The sequence below is a fragment of the Streptomyces sp. NPDC046197 genome (genome assembly GCF_040646295.1).
In the GTDB taxonomy this organism is placed as follows: domain Bacteria; phylum Actinomycetota; class Actinomycetes; order Streptomycetales; family Streptomycetaceae; genus Streptomyces.
Window position 1 is genome coordinate 1 of the sequence record NZ_JBEYZY010000069.1, and the last position, 18,212, is coordinate 18,212.

Sequence of the window (18,212 nt, forward strand, 5' to 3'; positions counted from 1 at the left end):
AGGTAGGAGGGGCGGTCGTCCAGCCAGCCGCGCATGGCCGGGTCGAGGGAGATGACGCGCGTGCGGCCCGCGAAGCGGCCCGGGCCCGGTTCCTCGACGGGCACACAACGGTGCTCCCAGTCCTCGGGTTTCACTTCGCCCACGGGGCGGGCTGCCAGACGGATCTGACGGTTGGTCGCGGACATCTCGTCTCCTGTCGTTCACGGGCCAACAGCAAGGATACCGACCAGTTGGTATGCCGGGGGTAGTGGCGTTCGCCACACGCCACGAGCGGGTCCTGCCGATCAGCGGTAGGTGAGCAGGTTCCGGCGCTCCCCGGCGAAGTGGGAGTGGTCGTTGAAGGTCAGCAGGCCGATGCCGGATCCGCCGGCCACGAGCGTGGTGACGGCGGCGTTGACCGCGACCCGGTGGAGGCCGACCGCCCCCGCGGCCGATGCGCCGAGGAGCCTTGCGCACAGCGCGGCCACCACTCCCCCGGACGTGACCACCACGGCGTCGCGGCCGGGAGTGAGGGAGGCGACCAGGTCGCCCAGGGCCGCGAAGGCTGTCTGCGAGAAGGCCGTCCAGCCGTCGTCGTCCGGGTCGTTCATCCACGCCTCCAGCGCCCGGTCCAGCAGGTGCTGCATGCCACGGGAATCTGCGAGCGCCCCGGGCGCCTGCGGGCCGTGGCGGTCGAGGAGACGGAGGTGGTCGTACTCGTTCCAGCGCGGGTCCCGGGCGGGGGCGCCGCCGAGTCCGGCCGCCTTCATCAGCAGCTCGGCCGTGTCGTACTGGCGGTGCAACGTGCCGCAGACGACGAGCGGGTCGCGCAGCCCGCGCCGCGCCAATTCGGCTCCCACGACGGCCGCTTGCTGTCGCCCGAGTTCCGAGAGCACGTCGTACGTCGGTGAACCGAACGACGCCTGGCCGTGCCGTATGAGGTGGATGACCGGCATGGGGGACCTTTCGAGGGGGACGAGGGCGGGCGTGTACAACGGGCCGCACGTCGAGCAACGGCCATCGCTACGGGGTGATGATGTGGCCGGTGCGCGGCGAGGTCCGCCCCGACTGGACCTCGCGCCAGACCCGTTCGAGGCTCTGGGGGCCCTTGCTGTGCACGAGGTCGACCCACCCCTCGGCCACGGGCAGGAACTCCTTCCACGCCTCGGCGAAACGGTCATCCAGCCCTTCCCGCCCCCAGTCGCCGATGCGCTTGCGCATCTGGTCGGGGGCGAAGAACATGCCCGGCCCCGTCTGTGCAAGGGTGCCGGCGGGCGCGGGTTCCTGGTTGGTGATGCCGACGACCACTTGGTGCACCAGGTGGTCGCCGAGGTGGGCGCTCAGCCGGGCGGACAACTGCTCGTCGCCCGCGAAGTCGGCGTACAGCGTCTGCACGCGCGCAAGCCGGGAGACGTCCTCGTAGGTCAGCACTCGGTCGTAGCAGCCAAGGCCCTCGGTGAAGGCGAGGTTGCGCGGCGAGGTCAGGCCGACCACCTCGCACCCCTGCCCCCGAAGCAGGTGGGCGGCGCCGTAGGCCGTCTTGCTCGAGGCGGACGACAGGATGACGCTCTTCGCGCCCAGCCAGGCGTTGTCCACGAGCCAGTCGGCCAGCATGAACGAGGTCCACAGCAGCGGGCGGTACAGAACGTGAAGGTCCTCCCGGCCGGCCTCGTAGGCGATGTCGCCGGTGGTGAGGGCGTATGCGTTGTAGGGCCGGGGCAGTGGTCGGCGATGGGGGCTGGCCTCCCGGAAGCCGCGCGCGTCAACGCGGTCGGGGCGGACCAGCAGGTGGCTCGCCGACGGGTAGTAGCCGTAGTAGCGGCTGCCGGTCTCGATGCCCTCGACCCGGGAGGCGACGACGTCGGCGAAGCCCCACAGGGGGACGATGCCCCAGCCGGCGCGGGGCGCCGGGAAGAACTCCCAGTAACGGAACGAGTCGCCGAGCGCGGCGTAGGTGACGTTGTTGGCGGTCAGGCCCACCCGGTCGACGCGCAGTAGCGCCTCGCCGTCCCGCACCTGCGGGACCGGTGCGTCGGCCAGCTCCGCGGCCGACAGGTCGTCGCGGCGCACGAGCAGGTTCCAGGCGGTGGCAGCGGTGGTCTTGTCCATGACCGGAACGTACTTGAATCCGGATTCGGATTCAATGCTGGGCTAAGATGCGCACATGCCCTGCCCTGACCCCGGAACCGAACACCCGTCCCCTCGCCGTGTCACCGAACAGCCTGCGCAGCCCCAGCCCGCCGGGACGCGTACCCGGCGCGGCATGCGCACCCGTGACGCCTTGGTGGCCGCGGCCCGGCGGATCTTCGAGCGGGACGGCTACCTGGACGCCCGCATCGCCGACATCGCGGCCGAAGCCAAAGTGGCCACCGGCAGCTTCTACACGCACTTCGCGTCCAAGGAGGACGTGTTCGCCGCCGTCCTCGCACGGCTGCAGGACGAGATGCTGCACGCGGGAGTCAACGACGGCGGTGACGACGGCGACGGCGGGCGCAAGGACCTGTGGCAAGGAGTCGAGGACGCCAACCGCGCCTATCTGGAGTCCTACCGCCGCAACGCCGGCCTGATGGCCGCCATGGAACAGGCCGCCGCCGTCGACCCGCAGTTCGTGCGAGTGCGGCTGGAACGGTCGCGCGTGTTCACCGACCGCAGCGCCGCCGCCATAGCCCGCCTCCAGCAGTTGGGCCTCGCCGACCCGCAGCTCGACCCTGACATCACCGCCCGAGCCCTGAGCGCGATGGTCAGCCGCCTGGCATACGTGACCTTCGCGCTCGGTGAGCCCGTGCCCTTCGACACGCTGGTCGAGACCGTCACCCGGCTCTGGACGAACGCGCTGCGCATGCCGCGCCACTGAGCCCGGCACCGGCGCGCCCTGCGATCCGGCTCATAGCCGGGCCGCCACGGCCGGTGGCTGACGGCGGCGCCGCACCCGCAAGGCTGACCGCCAGCACAGAGCGAGCAAGCCGTCAGTCGGCAGACGAGAGGTGACGGGCCACGAAACGCCGCATGTTCGAAGCAGGACCACGAGGCCTTCCGGGCTTCCGTGCGGGAGTTCCCGCACCGCCACGTCGACCCGCGCACCGACGAATTCATCGAAGCGGCCGCGATCCCGCGTGACCTGTGGACCGAGGCCGGCAAGCAGGGCTTCCTGGGGCTGGAGATCCCCGAGGAGTACGGGGGCGGCGAGGCGCGCGACTACCGGTACACCACCGTGCTGGCGCAGGAGCCGGCCAGGGTGAATGCGGCACTCTCCTCCTGCCCTGGGCATCCACACCGACACCGTCGCCCCGTACCCGGCCGATCTGACGACCCCGCGGCAAAAGCGCCGCCGGCTGCCCCGCTTCTGCTGCGGGCAGATCGTGACGGCGATCGGCATGACCGAACCCAGCGGCGCCTCCGATCTCGCGACCGTGCGCACCACCGAGGGACGCTGACACCTGAGTGCTCAACAGGCCAAAGACCCTCATCACCCACAGCTACTCGGCCGACCCCGTCGTGGCCGCCGCACGGACCAGTCCCGAGAAGAAGGCCCACGGCATCACCGAGTTCTGCGTGGAGAGGGGGACGGAAGGCTTCACCCGGGGGCGCAGGCTCGACGAGGCGGGGCAGACCGAGTCCGACAGCACCGACTCAGCAACCGCCCCGGTCCACCGGGCCAGATCGCCGCGGGAACCAGAACGCCCAGGCTCGCTGCTGCCCCATTGGCGCCTTCTCACCCCGGCAACCGCGGGTCGCCCGAGGATCGGGCCGAGCGGACCCAGACGCAATGAAGGCCCGGTGGACACCGGGCCTTCATTGCGTGAGTAGCGGGGACAGGATTTGAACCTGCGACCTCTGGGTTATGAGCCCAGCGAGCTACCGAGCTGCTCCACCCCGCGTCGGTCCGCTGAACTGTACGGCATCGACCCGGCCAGGCCCAATCGACCTCGGGAACGGCTCCTGCAGGCGGCCGGGAGCTGCCGCCCCGGACGAGGCCGTCGACCAGAGGCCGGTCGACCGAGCCACAGTGTGGTAGCTCGCCGTGCATGCCGGCGCGGCGCTCGAGCTCTCGCGTGGACGGAAAGCCGTCGAGTTCGTACAGGCGTCGCAGGCCTTGGCGTAGGCCTGCACAACGCTGAGCCGGTGACGACCAGGCCTCTTGTGTGCCGCGTTGCCGACGCCTGCGACATGCCCCATCGGCGATCAAGCAGTCAGTAAGTCGTGTGGTGCGCCACGAACGTACCGAGATACTCGTCGGACGGAAGCGCCTCATCGGTGAACAGACCCCGTTTACGCGATGTCGGATGCCAAGGCCTTGCGGGTGAGCCATCTGGTTCCATGCCGTACGTCCACAGGAGGTAGCACTCCTCGCCCCGCTGGGCACGTGCCAGGATCCCCGTGCGCGCGTAGAAGTACTTGTCGGGCCGCCCCTCCCAGTCCACCGGCCCTGACACGGAGGTCCAGGTGATCAGGGCACGTCCTTTCCAGATCGCGTCGATCTCACCTTCCGGCGGGAACACGTCCAGCAGGACGTCGATCCGGTTGGCTGCCACCAGGAACCGGGCGATCTCGAGGACGACAAGGCGAGCCTTCGGGCCACCATCGTTGTCCTCGCCCGCAGGCTCCACCCACTGCAGCCAGTGCACGGCCTTGGGCAGTTCCGCCCTCTCCTCGGCACGACGGGCGAGTTCCAAAGCCGCCTCCGGTGACTTTCGGAATAGCGCGTCGAATCGTGGGGTGCATACCCACAGGAGTGTCCAGCCGAGTTGAGCCAGTACACAGATCGCGAGAGTCCCGAAGACGAAGACGAACATCTGGCCCCTCAGTCGCTGTAGGAGGCCAGGACATTACTGACGCCTTGGCGTAGCCGCGACGCAGGAGGTCCTCCATCAGCGGCGCTGTGGGGGCGGTGGAAGTTGTAGTGGATGTTCCAGATCGCGAGTGCTTCTCTACGCTGGTCTTCGGATACCCAAGCGCGGGAGTAGAGGAACTCCTCGACAGGGATGCGGTTGTATCTCTCGACCTTCCCGTTATGTCGAGGCGTGTACGGGGTGATCCGCTGGTGGCGTGACCCGAGCAGGGCTCGAGCGAATGCGTCAGCGCGGTAGCAGGCACCGTTGTCGGTCACGACTCGCTCGATGTGGGTGATGCCGTGGGCAGCGAACCAGACTCGTGCCCGGTGGAGGAACGCGACGGCAGTGGCCGCCTTCTCGTCAGGAAGTTCTTCGGTGTAGGCGAGCCTGGAATACGCGTCGATGGCGGAATGGAGGTACACGTAGCCGCCGCGCTCGCTCTTGCCCTTGCGGCGCTCGACTGCCTTTGCCTGTTGACTTCCGCGACCGTGGATACGCCAGCCACCACCGTCGGGGATCCGGCCGGTCTTCTTCACGTCGACGTGCACCATGTGGCCGGGCCGTCGAGCAGTGATCGTCCGCAGCTCTCGATTGGTCTCGCCGTTGGGGTCGATGAACTTCCTTAGGTTCAGACCGAGGGCGGCCAGGTGGCGGGTGACCGTGCGACGCGAGACCACAACCCCGTCGACGGCGAGCTCGTGGGCGATGCGAGTGGCCGACCACTTGTGGGCACGCCGCATCTCCTCAATGCGTGTGACCACGCCGACTGGTGTCGCACTCGGCTGATGGTGCGGCGTCGAGCTTCGATCAATCAACCCGAGTTCGCCGTGTCGCCGGTGCCGGTTCACCCATTTCGATGCCGTTGCTCGGGAAATCCCCATCTCTGCGGCGGCATGCGCGATCGGACGAGTCTTTGCAACGCTCGATCAATCGGCGGCGACCCCCCACGGACAATGGTGCGTTCGCGTGGGTCATGGTGTGGTCGAGGCCGTACGGGACGCGTGGTGCCGTGCGCCGGTGACGATGAGTGAGACATTCTGCCCACCGAAGCCGAAGGAGTTGCTGAGCACGGCCTCCTGGGGGACGTCTCGTCGCTCTGCGACGACATCGAGATCGATGTCGGGCCCGACGCCGGCCGAGGTGAGGTTGCGAGTCGGCGGGATGACGCCGTGCTCCACGCTGAGGACGGCGATGAGCGCCTCGATCGCACCCGCCGCGCCAAAGAGATGACCAAGCGCCGCCTTGGGGGCCGTCACGGTGGCGCGGCCGAAGACCTGCCTGATCGCGCGCGCCTCGGCGACGTCGCCGACCGGAGTTCCGGTGGCGTGGGCGTTGACGTGGCTGATCTGCTCAGGAGCCAAACCGGCTTGCGCAAGGGCCTTCCGCATGGCCGAGATCTGACCGGAACCGTCGGCAGCGGGCGCCGTGATGTGGTGAGCGTCTGCGGCGATACCGGCGCCCGCGAGTACCGCGTGGACGCGCGCGCCTCGGGTGCTGGCATGCTCGGCGCTTTCGAGCACCACGACAGCGGCGCCTTCACTGAGGACGAATCCGCTGCGGTCCGCGGCGAACGGCCGGGACGCTGAGGCGGGTTCAGCGGTGTGCCGCGACAGTGCTTGTGCCTGGGCGAAGCCGGCGACGGTGATCGGGGTGATCGCGGCCTCGGTCCCGCCCGCGATGACCACGTCCGCCTCGCCGGCACGGATGAGCCTGGCTCCCAGGGCGATTGCCTCGGCACCGGAGGAGCATGCCGAGACGGGCGTGTAGGCCCCGGCCCGTGCGCCGTATTCGATGCTGATCAGCGCCGCCGCCGCATTGGGCATGAGCATCGGGACCGTGCGTGGCGAGACGCGCCGCGTCCCGGCCGCCTCGAGCACGTCGTCTTCCTTCAGCAGCGTCCGCACGCCCCCGATGCCCGTGCCGATCGATGATGCGAGCCGGTCCGGGTCGACCCGCGGAGCACCGGCATCGGCCCAGGCTTCCGCCGCCGCGGTGAGGGCTGCCTGCTGCGAGCGGTCGAGCCGCCTGACCTGCACCGGCAACAGCGACTCGGCGGGGTCGATCGCCATCGTCCCCGCGACGGTGTCGGGAAGGCCGGTGTCCTCTTGGCCTCGCAGGACGCCGCAGCGGATGCCGGACTCGCCGGCAAGCAGGGCTGTCCAGGTGGATTCCACGTCTCCACCGAGCGGTGTGATCGCGCCGAGTCCGGTCACGACGACTTCAGTCCGGTGCATGCCCTTCAACCTTTCTTGTATGCGATACAAGCAAGCAGGCATTGTTGTATCACATACAATTCAGGTGTGGAGAAGAAGCGAACTGAAGCTCGGTCAACGTCGGCTCGCTCGCGTGACCGCGGTCGCGCGACGAGGCGTCGACTGATTGAGGCAACTGCACAGCTCTGCAAGGAGCAGCCCGGCGCTCAGGTGAGCGTCGCTGAGATCGCGAACGCGGCAGGCGTCTTCCCCAACCAGGTCACGTACTACTTCGGCTCCAAGGACTCGCTGCTCGTGCACGCCGCCTTTCTCGGCTTGCTGCACGACGCCCGACGGATTGAGCGCATCGGTCGCCAAGCCCCCGATGCGGCGACATTTCGGCGCAACATCGCCCGCGCCGTACTGGCCATGCCCTCGCTCCCATCGGTCGCGCGAGCACTCGCCGCCGGGATCTCCAAGCCCGAACTCGCCCCCGTGGTCGACCAGCACCTCCAGTTGCTGTTCCGGCAATCCGAGCGCTTCGTGAGCCAGCTCATCGACGGTCGCGGCTGGAGGGCCCGTCGACCGCTCGACGTGGAGGCCAGGACGTTCTGGAGCACCGCGCTCGGCGCAGTGCTGCTCGTCCGCGCCGGGGCACACGGCACTGTCGCCGACCTCGACCTCGCCGGAGCATTGACCATCCACGACGAACCCGAGCCCGGCTAGCGCTCAGTCGAACGGTGCTGCGGCGACGACGTGCGCCCGCGCGGCGGTTGCCTTGTCGCGGTCGGCACGTTCGCCGTCGCCGACGAACTCCACTGTTGCGGCTAGAGCAAGGCTTCATGAACCTGCTTGCCAGCAACAACTAGCACGGCGTTATCGCGTGGATCGGCGTGAGGTGGGAGAGCTTGTAGCGCGCTCGTCTCGGGCGGCAGAAAGCAGTTTCCCATCGGGTCCCGAGCTTCGCTGTAGCGCAGGTTGACCCGTACTGAGCCTCCAGGGGCAAGCATCCATCGCGGGGCGGCGCCTGGTGTGGTCGGGGAGGCGATGGTGTCCTCCTCCTTGCCGTTGAAGGCACGGACCCAGGGATAGCCATCGAAGGTGCACGTGTGGCGTACGGTGTTGGTCGCGGTGAGCTGGGCCACAGCGAGATGCCTGGACGTCCTGTTCGCGGGTTCGTCGAGGCGGGTGAGAGTCCACTTCAGTTGCGCGGTTCCCCACCGCCTGTGAGGTGGTGGATGCACCGCTGCTGGTGGCGGCGTGCGGCTGACCGGTTCGACCTGGAACTGTGCCGCTACCGGCCACGGGCGACGGCACTGGTGGCCGCTGGCGTCTACGTCAACTTCTTCAGCCACCACTGGCTGCCCGACGCCCGCTGGCCCCTCGCGGCGCTCCTCGCGGCCGTCACGGCGGGCACTTCCGTACGCTTCAGCGGTGCGCGGGGTACAGCGGAGCATGCCGCTGGCGCTGTCGTTCGTCCTTATCGGGTTCTTCCTGTGGGGGGCGGAGAACCTCGCCACTTATGTGGGCGCCTGGCGCTACCCGTACCAGCTGCACGGCTGGCAGCCCGTCGGCGTCGGCAAGTTCGGCGCCTGGGCTCTGCTCATCAGCGTCACATTCGTGCTCGCGGCACTCGGCCGGTCAAGGACGCCATCGCTTACCAGGCCGCTCTCCACCTCGCGGCCACCCTCATCTGGGCACGACGCTGACCAAAGAGACAGAACCTAACGGTTGAACCCGTCGGCGGCATTCGGCCCATCATTTGCGGTGCAGGAAGTCGTGGCCCTGCAGATCTCCACCGGTGACTCGCCCGGGCCGGGCGATGTCGTACGCGACGTTATGGACAAAACACCGCCTACCGGTGCCAGGTACGCACTGCCGCCGCTAAGGCACTCGGGACGGCTTGCTCTGCTTGGTCCGCTGATGAGATTGCAGCTTTTGTCCGTCCCACATCACCGGCTATCGCTGTCGGATCCGTCCGTCCCTGGCTCTGGGAGTCGACTGGCGTGACTGTGCTGCGAGGCGGTCCTGCAGGCGGGCGTGGCGGAACTGATAGACCGCTCCGGCCTGCCGCAGCACACCCCGCCGGTGCGCGTCGTCGAGAAAGCCCATCAGCCGCCAAGGCAGTTCGCCCCGCAGAGCGAACCAAGACCGGGCGAGGAGGAACCAGCCCCAGGTGCTGGCCATGTGCGCAGGAGCCCTGAACCGGTCCACGAACCGGTCGGTGAGACCGATGGCCAGACCGCCCCCGAATCCGGCCGCGGCAGCTGTGGACACGCCGGTGGCGAGACCGAATCCGGGCTCTCCGACCAGCAGCCCGGCCAGCAGCCCGGATCCGAACGACTCAACCACGATCCGGATGGAGCTGATGAGCCGGTCGTCCCGCAGAACTGACGGCGGGCTCGGCGAGCGGATCGCATCGGCCGGGGTGTGCAGCCACATCATGGCCCCGAAGCCGATGCCCACCCCCACTCCGGTTCCCAGCGTGACCGTTAGTGCCGCCGTCGGTCCGCCCGCGAAATCCGCTCCGAGTTGCGCGGCCAGACCAATGGTGAGCAACGCTCCGACGCCGGTCACCAGCCCGATCAGCAGGCCTTGAGCGATCTTCTGGCTGAGCAGCCGCAGGCGCCCTCGCACCCGGAGGTTGACGTATCCGGGAGGCGCGGGCAAGGTGATCGCCAATCCGGCCCCCAGCCCGCCTGCGACGCCGGCCGTGAGACCGACCGCGAGGCCGACACCGACCGCCATACCCAGCCCCGCGACCAGGCCGGACACCAGCTGGAATGCAAGCGCCACCAGCCGCTTTCTGGCCGGGGAGAAGACTTCGTGCAGCCTCCACCAGGCAAGGTCCCGGGTCTGCTGCTCCTGGAGCTGATGGGCGAGGAAGGCCAGCCACCTCTGGGCCGGTTCCGGCGAGTACGGCGACGTGTCCGGCCGAGGGCGCCCCACCACGGGCGGCGGCGCCAGATCCTGGGTGTAGGCTGCCGGGACGAACGCGTCGAGCAGATGGTCTTCGAGGGCTGACCTATTGGGAAACCGGTCGTGTGCGAGCAGTTCGGCCGGATCGGTGCCAGGCGCGGAGTAGACGACGCGGGCGAGGGCGGCCATCAACGGGGACGACAACGCCTGAGCCAGCGGCCCCCCGGAGTAGGCAGCCAGGTGGGTCAGCACCGGAGCCCATCGGCTGTCACCGGGAACACTGTCGGCTGACAAGAATGCAATGACCTCTGGCACGTCGACCGGTTGCAACTCCACCACCGCTGCGGTGGCCAGCGCCATGCCGCCGAGGGCGACGGCGGTCTGGTACTCGGCATTGCGGCATGTGATCACCAGGGGATGCTCTGGGGCAAGACGGTTGAGAGCGTCGATCGCGGCCGCGTGCAGCCCGGCGGGCATCTCGTCCAGACCGTCCAGGACAGGTGTGATGTGGCCGTCGGCAACCAGGCGCCAGGCGACCTCGGGGCCATAGACGTCGGTGTTGGCAAGGGCCGGGTAGTCCTCGACCAGCCGCCGGGCCACCCAGGTGTGCAGGTGTTCGGCGTGCGGGTCCCATCGGGACAGGGTGAGCAACACCGCTACCGGTCCGCCGTGGTGACGCCGGTACTCCAGCAACCTCAAGGTGAGTTGGATGGCCAGCACCGTCTTGCCCGCCCCGGGGTCGCCGAGCAGGACCATCCGCTGCCTGGGCAGCCGGATGAGTGTGGTGACGAGCTCCTCGATGCCGCCGTGCAGTCGCAGCCGCAGGGGCCGGCCGCCCACCACGCCGTCACCGAGGACCGCGGACGCGGGCGCGGACACCGGCCGGTCGGTGGAGGCCCACCTCAGACTCAAAGTGTGCGGCCCGTGCAGCATCCGTATACCCGCCTCGGCGGTCCACTGACGGTGCACTGTCTGCGCCAGTTCCTCCACCGCCCGGCGCAGGCGCGCGGCGTCGTCAACTGAGGAGGTGGACGAGGCCGTCGCGGCGCGGTGACGGCGTACCTCCAGCGCCGCGGCCACGGCGGCTGATATCGCTGCGGCTGGCCAGGCCAGCCATAGGTACGGCTTGACCGCATCGGGTACGACGGCGATGGCGATGTTCGTGGCGACCGGGAGCACCAGCGCAGTGATGATGAAGCCCAGCACGGTCGTGAACCGCGAGGGAGACCTCATGTCCTGACACCCGCTTTCCAAGAGCGAGTGCAGGGAAAGAGGGAGCGGAGCACCGTAGGTGACAGGCGCATGGCGTTCATGGGCTCCTTCTCAGTACAGCGGCGTTCAACGGCACCAGCATCGGGCACGACGGGGCCCTCCCGGATCAGGGGATTCCCTAGTAGTTCATCCCTGACAATTGGCAGACGAGCTCGTACGGGCACCGCCTGCGTCGTTTTGCCGACTCCCCGAAAGTCGCCCAGTCGAGCGGCGACCTCACTATGCTTGAGCCGGCCGCGCGGGGCGTCGACGAGAGACCCCACCGGCCGAGCTGTCCGGGAGGAGACGAGGCAGCCGTGGGCGGACAGGATGTACAGCAACGCTGGGACACAAGGCCGTTCTGGCGGTCGGTTGGTCGGCCGGGACGCCGAAATTGAGCAATTGACGGCGCTGGTGACGTCGGCGCTGGCCGGCCGCAGCGGCGCTGTGGTTGTACGCGGTGAGGCCGGTATCGGTAAATCCGCCCTGCTGGCGACGGTCGCCACGGTTCCCGGTGTGGTCCCGTTGAGTGTCAGCTGCGTGGAAGGTGAGGCCGAACTGGCCTTTGCCGCTCTCAGCGGTCTGCTGAGGCCGATCACTCACCTCATCTCCCGATTACCGGCGCCGCAGGCCCGCGCCTTGGCCGTGTCCCTTGCGTTGGCCGAGCCCACGCCCGGCGAGGGCGCGCCCAGTGGCATTGCCATCGGTATGGGCACCTTGGGGCTGCTCGCGGAGGCTGCGCCGGTCGTCGTCCTTGTCGATGACGTGCAGTGGATGGACGAGGCGTCGGCGACCACGCTCAGCTTCGCTCTACGGCGACTGCTCGCGGAGGGAGTCGCCGTCGTCATGGGGGCACGTTCGGGCGTCCCGTGCCCAGTGGACCTCGGCGGTCATCCGGTAGTCGATTTGGCCGGACTGGCCGATGAACCCGCACGGGAGCTGGCTTGCCGGGTGCGTGGCACCCCGGTCGAGGAGAGCGAGCTCGAACGGCTGATGTACCACACCGGCGGCAACCCACTGGCCTTGATCGAGCTGTCCTCGTCCGGGATACCCGTCGGTGGTGTGGGCGCAGCCGAACCGCCGCTCCCTCCACCACGTGCTCTGATCACCGTCTACAGGCGTCGACTGGCTCCCCTTCCGTCCGCCACCCGGTCGGCCCTGCTGGTGTGCGCCACCAGCTACACTGCGGACGCGGCTGAGATCGAAGCGGCACTAGGGCAGGGATCCCTGAATGACCTCGAGCCCGCCGAGGACGCCGATCTCGTACAACTGGCCCGTGGCCAGGTGGCGTTTACTCATCCTTTGATCCGCTCCGCGGTCTACTACGAGGCCTCGCCGGCACAACGCAGGAACGCTCATGCGCTGCTTGCCCGTTCGTTGACGGACCAGGGCGCCGTCTCGGCAGACCAGCGTGCCTGGCATCTGTCCGCCGCCGCGCTCGGCGCCGACGAGGAGGCAGCCAGCGCCCTCGCTCGGGCCGGCGACCGGGCCCGCATGCGCGGAGCCCTTGGCGCCGCCCGCTCCGCCTATCTGCGTGCAGGTGAACTCACCCATGACGCAGAGCTCCGCGCCCGTCGCACAGTGGCCGCAGCAACCAGCGCGCACCTTGCCGGCTCTCCGGAGACCGCGCTCACCCTGCTTGCCCAAGCGCTGGAGTGGACCAGCGATACACAGCTGACGGCAGATATCCAACACGTGCGCAACCAGATTCAGTTGACCCGGATCGCCCCCCGCCAAGTATTCGCCCAACTGACCGAAGCCGCCGCGACGGCCCGGGACACAGCACCGGCCACCGCAGCCAACCTGCTGGCGACCGCCGCAGCGGTGGGAGCCATCGGCGGCCTCGTTCCGCAAGCGCGGACCGCCGCTGACGACGGCCACGCCCTGGCCCTCGCCACCGACGGAGCCGACACCATGGCCACAGCAGTGCAGCGCATCCATACTCTGCTGCTGGTCGATGAGATCGGTACTGCCACTGCGCTGCTCGACGACTGCCTTGAGCACCTCCTGACCGCCGACCCACTGGTCCAGGGCGTCGAGCTTTTCGGTTTCGGCTCCATGGATCTGATGTGGCTGGACCGCCACACTTGCGCCCGCCGCCTGCTCGAGCACGGATTGCACCGCCTGCGCGGCGCCCAGGCATCGGAGCGCCTGCCAACCTTGATCAGTGTCCTGGCCGAACTCGAGCTGCGGCACGGACGTTGGAATGCGGCCTACGCGGCAGCGGCGGAGTGCGTCTCCCTCGCCACCGAACTCAACCAACCGCTCCTGGTCGGCTACGCAGCCAGCACCCTGGCTCAGATCGAAGCCGCACAAGGTCACCGGGAGCGCTGCGAGCAATACGCCACACAGGCACTGAACCTGCTCGAACCAGCAGGATCCGATCTGGTCACGCCCTATGCCCTCCTGGCCCTGGCACAACTGGAACTAGCGCTGGGCGAGGATGCCCGGGCCGCAGATCGGCTCACCTCTCTGCACAAACGCGTGAGCGCCTTGGGAGTGCGCAATCCCGCGGTCTTCCCCTACGCCGCAGACCGGGTTGAAGCCTGCCTTCGGATCAACCGCCCCGACCGAGCGCGCGCCGCCCTCGCCGACCTGGCCGGCAGCGTCACCGACGCCGCACCCGCCACCGTCCGCGCGTCGCTGGCACGCTGCCAAGCCATGCTCGCCAAAGACGAAGACCAAGCGGAGGAGTACTTCGCCATCGCACTGGACCTCCACGCCCTCTGCCCCGACCGGTACAACACCGCACGCACGCTGCTCGCGCTCGGCCGGCGCCGCCGTCGGGCGCGACGCAGGGCTCTGGCACGGGAACAACTCGAAGCCGCGCTGCTCCTATTCCGGCAACTCGGTGCCACACCCTGGCTGCACCGCACAGAAACAGAGCTGCGCGCGGTAGGCGGACGACGCACCGACAACACCAAAGAACACGTCGAACTCACCGCACACGAACTACAGGTAGCGCGGCTGGTCGCCCAAGGCACAACTAACCAGGAGACGGCTGACGCATTGTGCCTATCGGTCAAGACGATCGAGTACCACCTGGGCAACATCTACGCCAAACTCGGCATACGCTCACGCGTCGAACTCACCCGATGCTTCATCGACGCAGAGCCCTGACTCGGGGCAGTACATCGGTCCCCGGACGGTGTCATCGGGATCTCCCGCAGCGAGACGCCACCCCCGACCAGGAGCTCATAGAACTGGAGGCGCCAGTTGATGCAGTCAGCACGCAGCGCATAGATCTCGAAGGCGTTCCTAGTCGCGCCGCGTCGTAGCAGCCACAGGAGATCCGTGAGCCGGACGGGCCCAGCGAAACCGCCGAAGCTGTCCGATGACCAGTTCGCCGAGCCGGAGAAGGAGTTGGTACTGGGGGCCGCCGAGCACGGCTGGGAAGAGCAGCGGTGGACCCTGGCCCGGATCAGAGCGCTGATCGCCTGGAAGTGCCGGATCGACTGTTCCTCGGCCGGGGTGAGTCGGCTCATGCACTGGCACGGCTGGTCCTGGCAGTGTCCCGCCCGCCGGGCTGTGGAGCGCGACGAGCACGCGGTCGAGCTGTGGAAGAAGGATGTGTGGCCGCAGGTGGAATGACTGCGGCGGCGCTGGGAGCCTTCATCGTCTTCGAGGACGAGGCCGGGTGCTCGATGACACCGCCGCGCGCCGTCACCCGGGGCCGGCGTGGGCACACGCCCGTGGTGCGGGTACGTGGCCGGTCCTGGCGCCGCTGGTCGATCGCCGCCATGTGCTGCTAACCAGCACGGAGAGAGCAGCCGCAGCAACGGTTAGGCGGTGACCGCGTGCTTCGCGGTCGATCGTGGTGACTGTGTTGTCCAGGAGCAGATCGATCTCGTGGTCAGTGTCCCACTGCGCAGGGTGCACGAAGAATGCCTCGCGCTCCCGCTTGCCCATCAGGTACCCCCTGGACAGCGGCGGCCGCTCGTACGGCGGATCCGGCTCGTCCCCGAAGAGCACGATAGGGCCGTCGAAACCGCGCTCGCGCAGCGCTTCGGCGGCCTTGGCCCCGGCCAGGCTCGCCCCGACGATCACGAAGGTCGGTTTCGCCCTCATCTCGGTCCTGCCTCTCCGCGTGGTCGCCACCCGGTCGTCCAGGCCGGCTGCGAGTTTCGCGGCCGGCTCGTCCCAGCTGCCAAGGTGACGCCCGCGGCCGTGCAGGCGGCCAATGCGGCCGAGAGAGGCGATGGGCACGGAGCAGCGCGATGTCCGATCTGCAACAGGGCTGCCGGCAGGCCATGGCGGGCCTCGGCGATAGCACGGTCAGAAGCCGGGGGCGGAGCCGGCGAAGAACCACAAGGCGGCTGTGTACCACGTCAGTGCGATGGCGGTGACCAGGGCGCCGCCGGCGGCCGGAAGCGCCCAACCGGGCAGTCGGCGGCTGTGTAGCACCAGCACCTTGGCGACGAACGCGCCGTACAGGACGCAACCCGTGATGGAGTGCACCGCCACTCGGCTGCTCGTGAACTCAACTCCATAGGCGGTGAGGCAGTGGTAGGCGATGGGCAGCGAGAGCAGGAAGGCAAGGAGGCCGATGAGCCGGTGTGTGGGGTGCACCCGGTGCGGGGCGGCCCCCGCTCCCGGTAGGCGCCGGTACATCCACAGCCCGAGCAGCAGTTGGACGACCGCGAGTGCCATCAGAGCGCTACCCAGGCGTGCCTTGAGATCGTTGACGCCGACACCGTGCCGCCCGAACAGGCCGCTGGTGTAGTCGGGGGTGTGCGTGCGGCCGAACGCATACACCCCCACCGCGACCGCGACCGGCAGCAAAGCAGCCAAAAAGCCCGCCACCGTTCGTGCGGGACGCCGCATCCGCGCGCCCGTGTGCCCGGTCATCAGTCCCGCATCAATCGGGTTCGACCTTGCTGCCGGATGCGTTTACGACGTACCACTGTGGCGCCGGACGCGCTGGTTTCCTCGCCGTTGGTGTCACCGGCCGTCGTGTCACCCGCGAAGCAGTGCAGCGGGCGCCCGGTGTAGGTCACTTGAGGGATGCCGTTGGAGAGTTTCGAGGTGCTGATCGGGTTGCTCCTGGCAAACGGGTCCGCCTTGGGCGTGCCGGAGGTGAGCGGCGGCGGCCAGGCGAACGCGCATGCTCCGCCGCCGGTCGGCGTAGTCGCCTGGTCGGCCTCGGGGAGGTAGAGCGTCCGGCCCTTGGCGTCATCCAGGATGGGGCCGAGCTTGCTGAAGTGCACCGTGGCCGTGCCAGTGGCAGCTGTCGCGCTGCCGGGTGCGGCCGAGCCGATGCATACGGGGATGCCCGCTGACAGCGCTCCAGATGTGGGCCTGGCGCAGGCGGACGAGATCGTTCGGCTCGGACAGCCGCTTGCAGCAGCAAGCGGCACGGCGGAAACCGCCGGCGCTGTCGCCGCGGCCATTCCTTTCATGAGCGCTCCATGGTGTCGGACGGCGCATCCAGGCAGCCGCGGGAAACGACCCCAGCGGATCTCTTCTCCCAGTTGGGCCCGGGTGCTCGGGTCCTGTCCATTCCCACTGGCCCGCCTGGTCGAGCGGCTGATGCGACAGGCCGGCCTGGCCGGGATCAGCCCCGGCAGGAGCAAGGGCTTCACCCGCCGCGACCCGGACGCCGAAGTCGTCCTGGTGAGGATGCGGTTGAGGGGTGGTATATCCCAAGACGCGGACGCCGGCCGGTGCGGTGACCGCAAGTCGCTCGTCGCGCAGTTCTCGGGGTCCAGGGGCTGTCAGGTCAGGTCCCGGTCAGCTCGCTCGGTGGTGGAGCAGGACGGCCCGTAGCTCGTTCTCGGTGATCTGCTCGGCGGGGCGGTGGAGCGTCCAGCGGTGGGCCTCGCCGTCCATGGGCAGCACCTCGACGACGGTCTCCAGCGGTGGGTAGCCGACTTCGCCACGGATGAGTGGGCGGATTATGACGGCGGTGTCGTCGTCCAGGCCGAGCAGGGCGCGTACGACATCCTTCAGTTCGCGGAGGTGCGGGCTCGGCCAGGCGATTCCTGGGCGCGGTTCCAGGTACATGGGGGTACTCCTTGGTCCGGTATGAGGGGCGGGCGGCGCAGATGGCGCCGGTGAGGTCGGCGGTGTGTTCGGCGACGAAGCCGATGTCGCAAGCGTTGCGACTGGCCCCCCTCTCGACGATGTCGGTGTCCGCGGGCGGGGTGTGCGGCAGCCGCGGCACGGCTGGGGGTGGCGGTGCCGGTCGGCGGGACGCCGACGGGTGCGCCCGGCCGGCCTCTGTTTGCGTCCAGCATCCACACCGCTGTCCTCCTGCGGCTCGCGCAGCGTGGTAGAGAGTGGTCGGTGGTCAGGCCGAGCGAGGGGGCTTCGGCAAGCAGCAGGGCGTGGAGTGCCTGGGCCGACACGAAATCCTGGCAACCGGTGAGCACCCGTATGAGCGCCCTGCGGTGCCATGGCGTTCTGTCGTGGTAGGCCGTGCGGCGGTGTGTGGCTTTGCCGGTCCCGCCGCACCCCGAGCCAGGACGCGGGCATCCCGGGCGGCTGTGTGGCGGTGGTTCAGTTGGGTGGTGTGCGGGTGATGGCCCAGTTGGGTGTCCTGACGGGCGGTCGGGCAGCGCGGGGTTGTCTGGTCACGGTCACCTGCCAGATGGCGAGGAGCAGCAGCGTGCCGATTTCAGCGAGGAGGCTGAGGACGGCTTGTGGTGCGGGCTGCAGACCGTGCTCGGTGAATCCGAACACTCCTACGGTGCGCGAAGCGGTGAAGCCGCCGAGAGCGCCGAGCGCGACGCCTGCCGCGGCGATCCTCAGCAGCAGGGGTGGTGTCCCGATCAGCAGCAGGGCAGCGAGGGCGATGGAAGCGCTGGCCTGGAGCAGGAACAGGGGACCGATGATGTGAATGAAGCGGTATCCGTCGATGTAGAGCTGGGCGTGAATGTATCCGCTGGCGGCGAGGGTTGCAGCGGTCACCAACCGCAGGGTGGGGACGAGGAATCTTTGGGTGTTCATGCCAGCCTCTGATCCTTGATGGCCAGTTCGCGGTCGCCTTGGCGGTAGCCGACGCTGCGGATGCCGAGTGCCTCTTTGAGCTGCCGGGCAG

General features: G+C 68.8%; 16 protein-coding genes, 1 tRNA gene and 4 pseudogenes. 7 read left to right on the top strand and 14 right to left on the bottom strand.

The features are described from left to right. From AB0A61_RS40065 to AB0A61_RS40075, 3 genes and pseudogenes are all read right to left on the bottom strand, one after another. Positions 1–185, bottom strand: a pseudogene (locus AB0A61_RS40065) (NADP-dependent oxidoreductase); the annotation flags it as partial. A 99-nt stretch (positions 186–284) separates the two neighbouring features. Beyond that, complete coding sequence (locus tag AB0A61_RS40070) at positions 285–935, bottom strand: histidine phosphatase family protein (protein WP_361304292.1); 651 nt, start codon at positions 933–935, stop codon at positions 285–287. 67 nt (positions 936–1,002) lie between these two features. Continuing rightward, positions 1,003–2,088, bottom strand: coding sequence for a DUF2855 family protein (locus AB0A61_RS40075; protein ID WP_361304295.1), 1,086 nt, complete (start codon positions 2,086–2,088; stop codon positions 1,003–1,005). A 154-nt stretch (positions 2,089–2,242) separates the two neighbouring features. Between AB0A61_RS40075 and AB0A61_RS40080 the strand changes: the two genes are divergently transcribed. The 3 genes and pseudogenes from AB0A61_RS40080 to AB0A61_RS40090 all read left to right on the top strand — a co-directional run bounded on the left by AB0A61_RS40080 (position 2,243) and on the right by AB0A61_RS40090 (position 3,413). Continuing rightward, the gene (locus tag AB0A61_RS40080; RefSeq protein WP_361304298.1) at positions 2,243–2,833 is read left to right on the top strand and encodes a helix-turn-helix domain-containing protein; all 591 of its coding nucleotides are present in this window, start codon (positions 2,243–2,245) and stop codon (positions 2,831–2,833) included. Between the two features lie 189 nt (positions 2,834–3,022). After that, a pseudogene (locus tag AB0A61_RS40085) lies at positions 3,023–3,181 on the top strand (acyl-CoA dehydrogenase family protein); the annotation flags it as partial. Positions 3,182–3,218: 37 nt separating this feature from the next. Further along, on the top strand, positions 3,219–3,413 hold the full coding sequence (locus AB0A61_RS40090) for a hypothetical protein (protein WP_361304336.1): 195 nt from the start codon (positions 3,219–3,221) through the stop codon (positions 3,411–3,413). Between the two features lie 370 nt (positions 3,414–3,783). Here AB0A61_RS40090 and AB0A61_RS40095 read toward each other — a convergent pair. The 4 genes and pseudogenes from AB0A61_RS40095 to AB0A61_RS40110 all read right to left on the bottom strand — a co-directional run bounded on the left by AB0A61_RS40095 (position 3,784) and on the right by AB0A61_RS40110 (position 7,045). Next, positions 3,784–3,857, bottom strand: a tRNA-Met gene (locus AB0A61_RS40095). Between the two features lie 312 nt (positions 3,858–4,169). Next, positions 4,170–4,772 carry a hypothetical protein gene (locus AB0A61_RS40100; protein WP_361304301.1) on the bottom strand — a complete coding sequence of 201 codons (603 nt, stop codon included), beginning with the start codon at positions 4,770–4,772 and terminating at the stop codon, positions 4,170–4,172. Between the two features lie 8 nt (positions 4,773–4,780). Further along, positions 4,781–5,786, bottom strand: a pseudogene (locus tag AB0A61_RS40105) (IS481 family transposase). Next, on the bottom strand, positions 5,783–7,045 hold the full coding sequence (locus AB0A61_RS40110; RefSeq protein WP_361304330.1) for a beta-ketoacyl-[acyl-carrier-protein] synthase family protein: 1,263 nt from the start codon (positions 7,043–7,045) through the stop codon (positions 5,783–5,785). Before AB0A61_RS40110 ends, AB0A61_RS40105 begins: the two are co-directional and overlap by 4 nt. Positions 7,046–7,111: 66 nt before the next feature. Here AB0A61_RS40110 and AB0A61_RS40115 point away from each other — a divergent pair, with 66 nt between their 5' ends. Continuing rightward, the gene (locus AB0A61_RS40115; RefSeq protein ID WP_361304304.1) at positions 7,112–7,729 is read left to right on the top strand and encodes a TetR/AcrR family transcriptional regulator C-terminal domain-containing protein; all 618 of its coding nucleotides are present in this window, start codon (positions 7,112–7,114) and stop codon (positions 7,727–7,729) included. Between the two features lie 101 nt (positions 7,730–7,830). Here AB0A61_RS40115 and AB0A61_RS40120 read toward each other — a convergent pair whose 3' ends face one another. After that, positions 7,831–8,361, bottom strand: a complete 531-nt coding sequence (locus AB0A61_RS40120; protein WP_361304307.1) for a DUF4232 domain-containing protein — start codon at positions 8,359–8,361, stop codon at positions 7,831–7,833. On the opposite strand from AB0A61_RS40120, the pseudogene AB0A61_RS40125 reads away from it, so the two are divergent. Next, positions 8,278–8,731: pseudogene (locus AB0A61_RS40125) on the top strand (DUF817 family protein); the annotation flags it as partial. The gene AB0A61_RS40120 and the pseudogene AB0A61_RS40125 overlap by 84 nt on opposite strands. 231 nt (positions 8,732–8,962) lie before the next feature. Here AB0A61_RS40125 and AB0A61_RS40130 read toward each other — a convergent pair. Continuing rightward, positions 8,963–11,155: a hypothetical protein gene (locus AB0A61_RS40130; RefSeq protein WP_361304310.1), complete on the bottom strand. Its 2,193-nt coding sequence runs from the start codon at positions 11,153–11,155 to the stop codon at positions 8,963–8,965. A 348-nt stretch (positions 11,156–11,503) separates the two neighbouring features. Between AB0A61_RS40130 and AB0A61_RS40135 the strand changes: the two genes are divergently transcribed. Further along, on the top strand, positions 11,504–14,293 hold the full coding sequence (locus tag AB0A61_RS40135) for an AAA family ATPase (protein WP_361304313.1): 2,790 nt from the start codon (positions 11,504–11,506) through the stop codon (positions 14,291–14,293). A gap of 174 nt (positions 14,294–14,467) precedes the next feature. Beyond that, positions 14,468–14,764, top strand: coding sequence for a winged helix-turn-helix domain-containing protein (locus AB0A61_RS40140; RefSeq protein WP_361304316.1), 297 nt, complete (start codon positions 14,468–14,470; stop codon positions 14,762–14,764). Positions 14,765–14,836: 72 nt separating this feature from the next. On the opposite strand, the gene AB0A61_RS40145 is transcribed toward AB0A61_RS40140, so the two are convergent. The 5 genes from AB0A61_RS40145 to AB0A61_RS40165 form a co-directional block, all read right to left on the bottom strand. Next, on the bottom strand, positions 14,837–15,241 hold the full coding sequence (locus tag AB0A61_RS40145; protein ID WP_361304319.1) for an FAD-dependent oxidoreductase: 405 nt from the start codon (positions 15,239–15,241) through the stop codon (positions 14,837–14,839). Between the two features lie 207 nt (positions 15,242–15,448). Continuing rightward, positions 15,449–15,997, bottom strand: coding sequence for a DUF6529 family protein (locus AB0A61_RS40150; protein WP_361304333.1), 549 nt, complete (start codon positions 15,995–15,997; stop codon positions 15,449–15,451). Between the two features lie 23 nt (positions 15,998–16,020). Beyond that, positions 16,021–16,380 carry a hypothetical protein gene (locus AB0A61_RS40155; RefSeq protein WP_361304322.1) on the bottom strand — a complete coding sequence of 120 codons (360 nt, stop codon included), beginning with the start codon at positions 16,378–16,380 and terminating at the stop codon, positions 16,021–16,023. A gap of 523 nt (positions 16,381–16,903) precedes the next feature. Continuing rightward, complete coding sequence (locus AB0A61_RS40160) at positions 16,904–17,176, bottom strand: hypothetical protein (RefSeq protein WP_361304324.1); 273 nt, start codon at positions 17,174–17,176, stop codon at positions 16,904–16,906. Between the two features lie 495 nt (positions 17,177–17,671). Continuing rightward, a complete protein-coding gene (locus tag AB0A61_RS40165) occupies positions 17,672–18,121 on the bottom strand; it encodes a hypothetical protein (protein ID WP_361304327.1) in 450 nt (149 codons plus the stop codon). Positions 18,122–18,212: the final 91 nt, after the last annotated feature.